This window comes from Phormidium pseudopriestleyi FRX01, assembly GCF_017313335.1.
In the GTDB taxonomy this organism is placed as follows: domain Bacteria; phylum Cyanobacteriota; class Cyanobacteriia; order Cyanobacteriales; family Laspinemataceae; genus Laspinema; species Laspinema pseudopriestleyi.
Map to the genome: position 1 here is coordinate 1 of NZ_JAFLQW010000634.1, position 2,589 is coordinate 2,589.

Sequence of the window (2,589 nt, forward strand, 5' to 3'; positions counted from 1 at the left end):
CGTAACCTAAACGTAAAGGGAAAGTTCAAATCTAATTTGAGCGGACTTATTAGAGGCACAATGAGCAGTGCCCATCAGACTTAGGCTTTGGTCTAAGGCTGTGCAAGAATCCCCGTGTCTTTAGACATCGGGAGTGTCAACAATGATCAAGACTCTTTCTTGAGATGCTGAACCAGTCAATGGGTTGAAAAAATGGGACGGCTTGGCACAATGAGGGTGCCATCCCATTCAGAAAGTGTTGACACTGAAGTGCAGTTGAGTGCAAGGATATTAAAATAACATCCCAGGTGATTTATGCCGAAAAATTTTCTAATTCAGATACGGCATAACGGGCGATCGCCAAACTCAAGCGAGCTTTTTCAATCTCGGATAAGTTGGACCAGGTTTTCTCGCTCATCATGGTTACGGTTGAGTCGAGAGATTCGCCTCGCATGGCGTAGGCAAAGGGTCGGGCTAAAACCTGCAAATCTTCCGGAGTCCACTGCGGCAGCAGTTCGCTGACACATTGGACTAACCGTTGAGCCATCGAGGTTTCGCCAGAGGTTAGAGTTTGAGCGCGTTGGGCGATCGCCTCTAACCAGTTAGACGGTACTTGGGTCCCAAACTTTTGTAGTAAAGCGGCTCTAACTTTCTCCACTGCGGAGGTTTCCGAGGGATTTGCGGACCACAGTCTCTCGAAAGCGGCGATCGCCGTTTGTGCTATCGGTGCGAAGTCAGCTTCGTCGGTCAACCACAAGGGCGCAACAGCAGCTTCTACGGTGGAAAAATAGGCATCAGTCTCAACGGCAGTCGGGTTCCAAGGGTAAGGAACTTCTGTCTGGGTCAGTAGCTCTAAAAGTTCTAACTCCAGATGAGATTGAGAATATTCTCCACATTCAAGATCACGGGGTTGATTTAGCATGAATGATGCTCCTGGTGAGTGCATGGATGGATTTGCTTTGATATCGCTAGCTACAATAGCGGTTCTCTCCGTTCCGCAATCGGTGAGGGGATCGCTGGATAGGCATTTTTCTTCCACACCTTCTTTGCATCTTCTTCGCTTTACCTTTCTTCACAAATTCGGTAATTTTCGGTTGAATTCTGACCTGGAAGGGTTGAATTTGGGGAGAAAAAAACCCTAAAAAAATATGATGAATGCAGATTAAACGCTCAATCTTTGGGAAAAAAGACCGATGAGGAGGGCGGACTCCGACAAAAGTTTGCGGATCTGGGAAGAGGTGGGAAGAGGGGCGATCGCCGGGGTTGACGTTCAACACTTGATGGGTTTCGTGAAATTCTCAAACCCCAGCACCAAATCACGCGACTTTTCTAGTCTAGCATGGAATAATTAGAGCCTGTAGACGGGCATGGCGACGCCCTATGTAAGATCCGAACCGAATCGGGTAAAACTGGTCCCCGCTTCGTGTATAGCGGTTCCTGGACTCATAAGGTACAGATATTTAGAGGAGTGCGAGCATCTTGCTCGCTCTTGACAAGAGCGAGCAAGATGCTCGCACTCCAAAAATGTACGCGAATAACTGTGGGAAACGCTGTAATCCGGAACGGCTTAATTTGATGGTTATCCCCCCTAAAATACAAAATGCTCGTTCTTTCTCCTGAATTGCAAAACAAACTCGCAACTCCCCTAAAAATTGGTCACCTTACCGTTAAAAGTCGCGTCTTGCAATCCCCCTTATCCGGGGTTACGGATTTAGTCTTTCGTCGTCTGGTGCGTCGCTATGCACCGGACTCAATGATGTACACCGAAATGGTGCAAGCAAGCAGTTTGCGCTATCTGCGGGAAGTTCCTCAAATTATGGAAGTGGACCCGAAGGAACAACCGATTAGCGTTCAACTCTTTGACTGTCGCCCAGATTTCTTGGCGGAGGCGGCAGTGATGGCGGTGGCAGAAGGGGCCGATACTATTGATATTAATATGGGCTGCCCGGTGAATAAAATTACCAAAAATGGCGGGGGTTCTTCATTGTTACGGGACCCTAAAACTGCCGAGGCGATCGTCCGTGCAGTGGTTAAAGCGGTATCGGTCCCGGTGACGGTGAAAACCCGTATTGGGTGGTCGGATCAGGAGATTAATATCCTGGATTTTGCCAAGGGAATGGAAGATGCTGGTGCAGGGATGATTACTATTCATGGCCGGACTCGGGACCAAGGATATCATGGCAGTGCCAAGTGGGAGTGGATTCGACGAGTTAAGGAGGTGCTGTCGATTCCGGTGATTGGGAATGGGGATATTTTTTCGGTGGAAATGGCGGTGCGCTGTTTGGAAGAAACAGGGGCCGATGGGGTGATGTGTTCCCGGGGAACTTTGGGTTATCCGTTTTTAGTGGGAGAGATTGACCATTTTCTGAAAACTGGGGAGGAGTTGTCTGCACCTACCCCGATTGAGCGATTGGAATGTGCGAAGGAGCATTTACGCGGGTTGTGGGAGTACAAAGGCGATCGCGGAGTCCAACAGGCGCGAAAGCATTTGACCTGGTATGTGAAAGGGTTTTACGGTGCTTCAGAACTCCGGGATCAGTTAGCGAGAGTGGAGTCAGTCACCCAAGGATGCGAGTTAATCGATCGCGCGATCGCCCAACAACAAACAAC

2 protein-coding genes are annotated in these 2,589 nt (G+C 49.0%); one reads left to right on the forward strand and one right to left on the reverse strand.

The features are described 5' to 3' along the window. Positions 1–292 precede the first annotated feature (292 nt). Positions 293–901, reverse strand: coding sequence for a hypothetical protein (locus tag J0895_RS23995; RefSeq protein ID WP_207090504.1), 609 nt, complete (start codon positions 899–901; stop codon positions 293–295). A gap of 678 nt (positions 902–1,579) precedes the next feature. Between J0895_RS23995 and dusB the strand changes: the two genes are divergently transcribed. Further along, positions 1,580–2,589 (forward strand): tRNA dihydrouridine synthase DusB (gene dusB / locus J0895_RS24000; RefSeq protein WP_207090505.1); only part of this gene is annotated, 1,010 nt, incomplete at its 3' end.